The sequence below is a fragment of the Blautia sp. HCP3S3_D9 genome (assembly GCF_052063845.1).
Taxonomy (GTDB): Bacteria; Bacillota; Clostridia; order Lachnospirales; family Lachnospiraceae; genus Blautia_A.
Map to the genome: position 1 here is coordinate 1 of NZ_JBQHWS010000148.1, position 7376 is coordinate 7376.

The window sequence follows — 7376 nt, forward strand, 5'->3', positions numbered from 1 at the left end:
GTTGGTGGATAAATGAGTAGGTATGTTTACTTAGCAAAAAACTTTAAAACCTTTTGTTTTAGCTAATAACAGGGTGTGAGTAGGAAAAAAATGGGAAGTTAGCAATAATAGGTTTCCCAGGCGGAACTTAAATTCGTCTGCAGTTTCTGGAAAAGCATCCTGCAGTCCTTCGTCTCATCCGTAATGTGGAAGCGCTCACTAAAGCGAAGCCCCTTCCCATACGTTGTCGGAAACAGCACAAATGCTTCTTCCATTTCTTTCTTCAGACAGTCAATACAAGAAAGACTGTCAAAATTATTAACCAGGTCAAAAATAACCGGTGTCTTCCCGCTGCCCGCTGACAATGCACGCCCGATCTGCTGAAGATAAATGATCGGTGACACCGTCGGGCGCAGAAGAATCACACCGTCCACATCATCCACATGAACCCCTTCATTAAGCTTCAGATGTGCACTGTTATCCTTCTTAAATTCCCTGAATTCTCTGTCTGTAGCAGTATCGTTATAAAACGCTGTATAGATCCGCGGCTCACGTTCTACCCGGCGAAACCACGTACTGGCCTGCTCTTTCATTTCGTCCATATGTTCTTTACCGGAACAAAAGACGATATATTTTCCATTTTTCTTTTCCATGTGCTTCTCAAACACAATGTCCAGCCCTTCTGCCTGTTCCAGTGCGCGGCGCAGCTGCTCAAGCAGTTTCTGGTTCTCTGTGATGGGGCCCTGATTCGATAACGCCTGGATTCTTTTCTTTAACTGATTCAGTTCTTTCTTATATGAATACATGGCTATCACATATTTCGGTTCCGGGAGTATTCCCCGGACGATAGCTTCTCCGAGTGTCATCTCGGATGCGATCTTTCCATCAAAAATCTCCTCTGCCATATTTCTCTGGTTGTCCAGATAGCGGATATTGGTCGCGGACAGCCCGAGTCTCTTCGCATTTGGACAGGCGTTCAGAAGTTTCCTGACGCTTTTGCCCCATTCTGCGGCACCACAGCGATGAAATTCATCCAGGATGATGTAATCCGGATGCAGGGTTTCAATGCTGTCTTCGTTCTTCATCAGACGGCTGTAAGACATGAACTGAATGTTTGGGAATTTCATATTCAGGTTTTCCAGCTGGGTCTGATATATGTATTCACTTGGGGAAAGCCATAAAAAGTGATCTAACGGATGTTCTTCTGCCAGTTTGAAGGCAATCAGGGATTTGCCTGTTCCGGTTGGATGGATGATTGCTGCCATTCCAGTCTGTTCAAGCATTTCTGTCGCTGCTTTGTACGCTTCTTTATTATGTTTGAAAAGGTTTATGCCCATTTCATAATCCTCCAAAATACGCAGCAAAAGGAGTATGGTTTTCGCAGATTCTTTTAATCTGCGAATTTCTGATATCGAATAGATTTTCCCACAAAAAAATATCCGTCCCTGATGATTTATATAATCTGTCAGAGACGGATATCTTATTTACTGAAACCCACATAAATATTAGCTTCTTTTATGCGGATTCATTCTCTTATATTTATTTTTCTCCGGAAAGAAGAATACGGTCATTATCCAGCATCTTACCTGCACCTGTCTTAAATTTCTCCAGAAGACCTTCCACTGTCAGGCCTTTCTTTTCCTCTTCATGGATATCCAGCACAATGTCTCCGGAATCCATCATCAGGATACGATTTCCCAGATCCAGGGCTGACTGCATATTGTGGGTGATCATCAGACAGGTAAGCTGATGTTCTTCCACAATCCGTTTCGTAAGATTCAGCACCTTCTCCGCAGTTCCCGGGTCAAGGGCTGCTGTATGCTCATCCAAAAGCAGAAGCTTAGGCGGGTTCATGGTTGCCATGAGAAGTGTCAGTGCCTGTCTTTGTCCGCCGGAAAGAAGTCCTACCGGCTGAGTCATTCTCTTTTCAAGTCCGATATCCAGAAGCTTTAACTCTTCATGAAAACGTTCTTTCTCCTGCCTGGACACATGGGAAAGCCATCCGCCTTTTCCTGCTGCAAGTGCCAGATTCTCTTCTATAGTCATTCCAGGCGCAGTTCCTCGCATAGGATCCTGATACAGACGGCCGATGGTCTTTGCACGTACATGCTGAGGCATAAAAGTAATGTCCTGTCCATCCAGCATGATCATGCCGGAATCTGTAAGAAAATCTCCGCAGATTGCATTAAACAGAGTAGATTTACCAGCACCGTTGGAACCGATGATCGTTGCAAAATCACCTTTCTCCAGATTCAGGGATAAATCACTGATAGCCTGTTTTTCGTTTACCGTACCTGGATTAAAGGTCTTGGAAATATGTTCAATCTTCAGCATAAATCACTGTACTCCCTTCCTGTGAGTCATTCTTCTCTTAATCTGCGGCCACTGTTTCTTCAGGTATGGACCTGAAATAGCCAGCACAACGATCACAGAAGATACCAGTTTCAGCATAAATGCCGGCATATTAAATCTCAGTGCAACCGTATATACCAGACGGAAAATAAAGGATCCAAGTACCATGCCTACCGCTCTCACAAAAATTCCACCTCTGCCAAGGATCGTACCACCGATCAGCAGGGAAGCCAGCGCGATGGTAACCATTCCCTGTCCGATATTGATATCTACAGATTTCTGTGACTGAGACAGAAGGCATCCGGAAAGTGCTGTGAAGGAGTTGGCAACACAGAGACCTACAATCGTAGTAAATACCGGATTAATAGATGAGGATTTTACCATATCTGCATTATTTCCTGTTGCCCTGATCGCCAGACCAAGTCTTGTTCTTAAGAAAAATACAAGGAAGGCAATCACAATGGCTACTGCAATGAAAGCAACTACAATATCTCCTCTTCCTTTCAGCGGTGTACTTTTCAATGTTTCTTTCATCATGGAAAATACCGTCTCTGTTCTGTTCATATTAATCAGGGAGGAACCTCCCATCACTGCAATATTCACAGAATAAAGAGCCGTATTAACGATAATTCCTGCAAGAAGGCTGTCAACGCCCAGCTTTGTCTGAAGTATGGCTGTTACAAAGCCCGAGCATACACCTGCAGCCATAGCTGCAAAAATTGATAAAAAAGGATGTCCGCTGACTGCCACTGCCGCTCCCACCGCTGCTCCCAGTGTGAAACAGCCATCAGTGGAAAGGTCACAGACATTCAGCATGGAATAGCTGAGAAACAGGGCAAGAACTGTCAGTGAGCAGATCAGGCCAAGCTTCAGTGCGGTCTCTCCAAGAGAGAGTATAGTCGCAATAGTCACGATAATTTCCTCCAGTTTGTGTTTATTTTATTACATTCAATGAACAGCAACAGAAAATATCTGCTGCTGTTCATTTTAATTCAGAAAATATTTTACTAAAATCCTCATCCGACAACTATCAGTCTTTTCAATCGGTACAATGGATTCCATAAACTCAGAACTTATTCTGAATTTATTCAAAATGCTGTCCGAATATCCTTATTATTTCTCTACATCATCAAAGCTCTCTGCTGTGACAATCTCGTTTACCTGTGTGCATAACGGTTCGAAATCTTTTTTAACAGTTTCAAGATCAAGTCCAAGTCCCTCGCAGGTTTCTGTGTTTACTGTTGCAGTACCGTTGTCAAAAGTTTCAACAGGTGTTGTTGCAGGATCTGCATCATTCATAAGGATGTCTGCGATCATGTCTGCTGTCTTCTGTCCAAGGTTTGCATAGTCAACACCATATCCAACAAATGCACCATTTAATGCAAAGGAATCAGCTCCTGTATACTGTGGGATTCCTGCATCAATGAATTTCTCATAGATAGAAAGCTCTGCTGTCATAATTGTGTTGTCAGTTGGTGTGAATACCGCATCTACGCCATCTGCTACCAGTGCATCTGCTGCAAGCTGTACCTCATCTGTTGTGGTACCTGTACGCTCTACATATTCGATGCCTTCTTTATCCAGATAATCCTTTGCTTCCTGGATGGCTGTTGTAGAAGCATCCTGTCCGATATCGTATAAAAGTCCGATCTTCTTTACATCCGGGTTCACTGCCTGGATCAGTTTCATGATGGATGCTGTGTCCAGATAATCACTTGTACCTGTAATGTTTGCTCCAGGTGCATCCAGGTCTTCTACAAGACCGCTTCCTACAGGATCGGATACTGCGGAGAATACAACCGGTGTATCAGTTCCTTCTGTTGCGGACTGCATACGCATTGCTACAGGTGTTGCAACACCTACCATTAAATCTACATTATCAGCCTGAAAATCAGAAATGATCTGTTCCATAACGTTGGCATCTGCATTACAGTTATCATAGGATACATCAAAGTTTACGTCTTTTTCCTTGCCGATTTCTTCCAGACGGGACTGGATGTTGTCTACGATCTGATTTAAGGAAGCGTCATCTACATAATTGCAGATACCGATCTTGAAATCCTGTGCCATAACCGGTGATGCCATCATCATAGTTGCCATTGCTGTTGCTGCGATTGCTAATACTCTTTTTTTCATAGTCTTTTTTCCTCTCTCTACATCTTATTTAGCAGTTCATGATTTTTTAACTGCCATAGTCTCAGGGATGTTTGCCAATCCCTTGTTACTGTCTGTGAGAAAGAACTCCCCGGATTCCTCTTTTTCCCGGATGTGTCAACTGCTGTGATACCCACCTGCCATCAGCAGATTTTCCTGCATTACAGGGGATGCCATATAACAGATTCTCTTTATATATAAAAAAATCCGCCACAAGCTATCTGCTGCTTGAGACGGTAATAAGAATCTTATTATCGCGGTACCACTCAAATTGACGAATCGTCCACTTTCTCATGTACAAACATACACTCCTGATTTATAACGGGTTCGGTTCCCGTCGGTGCCTACTCTCACGCTTATTAAGATTTCGGACCGCCCTCGAAAGGCCATTCGACAATCAGTTTCATACGGCTTCCCACCAACTGCCGCTCTCTGGAATGATTCTTAATTGTTTACTCTTCTTTCTCATCGGTTTTGATATGTTTACTTTACCACGCTAATGTGCATATGTCAAGACATTTATTTTTCTTTTTCAGACTTTTTTAGAAACTCCGGCATCTTTTCTTTCCCTTACTGGTTATTAATACTGTATTGTGTTAAAATACCAAATAGAAAATAGTTATTGTTCATTCCATGCCCCGCAACACACTTTGCGGTGCACATAAACAGTAACAGAAAATACTTACTGCCAATAAGCAGCATAAAACTTTATACAGAAATGAGGAATGTAATATGCCTAATACAAAATTGGTCTTTCTCGTAAGTGATATTGAAAAATTATGCGAAGTCTATCATCTAAATCAAAAGGATATTGTAAAATTCGGTGCCAACGTAAATCCTCTGGGGCTTTCTGAAAATGTAAAAAAACAGCTCGCCAGCCATCTGGACATCCTGTCCTCCTACCCTGACAGAGACTACACAACTCTCCGCAACACAATTTCAGAATACTGTAATGTCCCTGCCGAATTCATTCTCCCCGGAAATGGCTCCAGCGAACTCATCGCCCTTCTGATCCAGGAGCGAAACCCGAAACACACCCTGATCCTCGGACCAACCTACTCCGAATACTCCAGAGAACTCTCCTTCTCCGGCAGCACCCAGGAATACTACCATCTCCGTGAAAAAGATAACTTTGTCCTCAATGTAGACGACCTCTGCCACACTCTGGAGGGAAAATACGACTTCCTGATCATCTGCAACCCAAACAACCCGACCTCATCCGCTATCACCAGAGAAAACCTGCGAAAACTCCTCACATTCTGTGCAGAGAAAAACATCTTCGTCATGATCGACGAAACCTACGTAGAATTCGCCCCTGACATCAGCGAGATCACCTCTGTAACCCTCACAAAAGAATTCACTAACCTCATGGTCCTCCGCGGCGTATCCAAATTCTACGCAGCCCCAGGCATGCGCCTCGGCTACGGAATCACAGGAAACCTCGACTTCCTCAAAAAAATGAAAGAAAAACAGGTTCCATGGTCCCTGAACAGCCTTGGAGCCCTTGCCGGCGAACTCATGCTCCAGGATAAAGACTACATCCACCGCACCAGAGAACTCATCCTCTCCGAACGTACCCGACTGCTCCAGACATTAGAGGAAATCCCAACCTACAAAACCTACCCGGCCTACGCCAACTTCATTCTCCTCAAAATCCAGAAGCCAAGCCTCACCTCCTACGACGTCTTCGACACCTGCATCCGCCAAGGCCTCATGATCCGCGACTGCTCCTCCTTCGAATGCCTCGACGGAGAATACATCCGCTTCTGCATCATGAACCCCGAAGACAACACTAGACTCTTGAACATCTTGGCATCCTTATAATTAAATTTAACTATTCAGTCAAGCGGATATTTGCAATCCGCGTCCCTCCTAAACAAAACAAAAGCCAGAAACTCCAAATTTCGAAGTTTCTGGCTCTTCTCTTTATTCTTAAAGTTTTAATTTTTAAAGCTATGGATCGGCGCCGGAATTCTGCCTCCACGCTGAACAAACGCATCACAAGAGAACTGATTCACCGGCATGATCGGTGCATAACCTAAAAGTCCACCGAACTCAACCACTTCACCAACACCCTTACCAATTACCGGAATCAGACGAACCGCTGTAGTCTTCTGGTTCACCATACCAATGGCAGACTCATCTGCAATAATACCAGCAATCGTAGAAGCTTTCGTATCTCCAGGAATCGCGATCATATCAGGACCTACAGAGCATACACAAGTCATCGCTTCCAGTTTCTCAATCGTAAGCGCACCCGCATTCACCGCATCGATCATACCCTGATCTTCGCTGACCGGAATGAATGCACCACTTAAACCACCTACTGCTGTAGAAGCCATAACTCCGCCCTTCTTAACCTGGTCATTTAACAGAGCAAGCGCTGCTGTTGTACCCGGTGCACCTGCATGTTCCAGACCAATCTCCTCAAGGATCTCAGCAACACTGTCACCGATTGCCGGAGTTGGAGCAAGAGACAGATCCACGATACCAAACTTAACACCAAGACGTCTGGAAGCTTCCTGAGCTACCAGCTGACCAACACGTGTAACTTTGAAAGCAGTACGCTTGATCATCTCACAGAGAGTCTCAAAGTCTTTTCCTCTTACCTGTTCCAGAGCAGTCTTAACAACACCAGGTCCGCTGACACCTACGTTAATGATGGTATCCGCTTCTGTCACACCGTGGAATGCACCTGCCATAAACGGGTTATCATCCGGTGCGTTGCAGAATACAACCAGTTTCGCACATCCCAGAGAGTCCTGATCCTTAGTAGCTTTCGCTGTTTCCAGGACAATCTCACCCATGAGTTTAACCGCATCCATGTTGATACCAGTACGTGTAGAACCAACATTTACAGAACTGCAGACACGTTCTGTCTTCGCCAAAGC

Annotated in this window: 7 protein-coding genes and 1 other annotated feature; of the genes, 1 reads left to right on the forward strand and 6 read right to left on the reverse strand. The window is 44.3% G+C overall.

The annotated features are described in order from the left end of the window. Window positions 1–98 precede the first annotated feature (98 nt). From ACTNES_RS18040 to ACTNES_RS18060, 5 genes are all read right to left on the reverse strand, one after another. Complete coding sequence (locus ACTNES_RS18040; protein WP_441040282.1) at window positions 99–1316, reverse strand: DEAD/DEAH box helicase; 1218 nt, start codon at window positions 1314–1316, stop codon at window positions 99–101. Window positions 1317–1518: 202 nt separating this feature from the next. After that, the gene (locus ACTNES_RS18045) at window positions 1519–2313 is read right to left on the reverse strand and encodes an ABC transporter ATP-binding protein (protein WP_291814760.1); all 795 of its coding nucleotides are present in this window, start codon (window positions 2311–2313) and stop codon (window positions 1519–1521) included. A gap of 3 nt (window positions 2314–2316) precedes the next feature. After that, window positions 2317–3243, reverse strand: a complete 927-nt coding sequence (locus ACTNES_RS18050; RefSeq protein ID WP_291810767.1) for an ABC transporter permease — start codon at window positions 3241–3243, stop codon at window positions 2317–2319. A 201-nt stretch (window positions 3244–3444) separates the two neighbouring features. Further along, on the reverse strand, window positions 3445–4467 hold the full coding sequence (locus tag ACTNES_RS18055) for an ABC transporter substrate-binding protein (RefSeq protein ID WP_291814757.1): 1023 nt from the start codon (window positions 4465–4467) through the stop codon (window positions 3445–3447). 85 nt (window positions 4468–4552) lie between these two features. Beyond that, window positions 4553–4699: a hypothetical protein gene (locus ACTNES_RS18060; protein WP_291814753.1), complete on the reverse strand. Its 147-nt coding sequence runs from the start codon at window positions 4697–4699 to the stop codon at window positions 4553–4555. Window positions 4700–4711: 12 nt separating this feature from the next. Further along, window positions 4712–4963: a binding site (T-box leader), on the reverse strand. Window positions 4964–5217: 254 nt separating this feature from the next. On the opposite strand from ACTNES_RS18060, the gene ACTNES_RS18065 reads away from it, so the two are divergent. Beyond that, window positions 5218–6309: a pyridoxal phosphate-dependent aminotransferase gene (locus ACTNES_RS18065; protein ID WP_441040283.1), complete on the forward strand. Its 1092-nt coding sequence runs from the start codon at window positions 5218–5220 to the stop codon at window positions 6307–6309. Window positions 6310–6425: 116 nt separating this feature from the next. On the opposite strand, the gene ACTNES_RS18070 is transcribed toward ACTNES_RS18065, so the two are convergent. Next, a partial coding sequence (locus ACTNES_RS18070) for a PFL family protein (protein WP_441040284.1) occupies window positions 6426–7376 on the reverse strand: 951 nt, incomplete at its 5' end.